Origin of the sequence: Bradyrhizobium sp. 44, assembly GCF_023073095.1 — a bacterium.
In the GTDB taxonomy this organism is placed as follows: domain Bacteria; phylum Pseudomonadota; class Alphaproteobacteria; order Rhizobiales; family Xanthobacteraceae; genus Bradyrhizobium.
Window position 1 is genome coordinate 1 of record NZ_JADPIY010000030.1, and the last position, 589, is coordinate 589.

Genomic DNA, 589 nt, shown 5'->3' on the forward strand with positions numbered 1-589 from the left:
GATCGACCGCATCAAGGAAATTCTGGCCGGGCTGGAGGCGACCGAAGCCGAGCCCGAGGGTACCGACCGCGACCTCATCGACAAGCTGGAAGCGATGGTCGAGCAGGGCATGGCGGCCATGGTCGCTGGAAGCGCTGCTCCCGTTGCCGAAGCGCCGCCGCTGGTGCCGGACGCACCAGTTGCAGTGGAAGCCGCGCCCGCCAGCCAGGATGTGCTGGCCGACCTGAGCCTGGAGCGTCCGCTGCGTCCGGGCGAAGTCTCGCTCGACGAGCTCGAGCGCGCCTTCCGCGAGACCGCGATCGAAGCGCCGATCCCCGCGCCCGTTGCCAAGGCTGAAGTCAAGGCCGAGCCGGTCGCTGAAGTGCCTGTTGCCAAGGAGGCCAAGGAGGCCAAGGAGGCCAAGGAGGCCAAGGAGGCCAAGGCGCCCAAGGACAAGGCCGCGCCGAAGAAGTCGATCGCCGACGAGGGCGCCGGCGAGGGAGCCAGCATTGCCAACCAGTCGATCCGCGTCAACGTGGATACGCTGGAGCATCTGATGACCATGGTCTCCGAGCTGGTGCTGACCCGCAACCAGCTGTTGGAGATCTCC

General features: G+C 67.4%; 1 pseudogene. It reads left to right on the top strand.

The window, feature by feature from the left end:
* Window positions 1-589, top strand: a pseudogene (locus IVB41_RS31325) (hybrid sensor histidine kinase/response regulator); the annotation flags it as partial.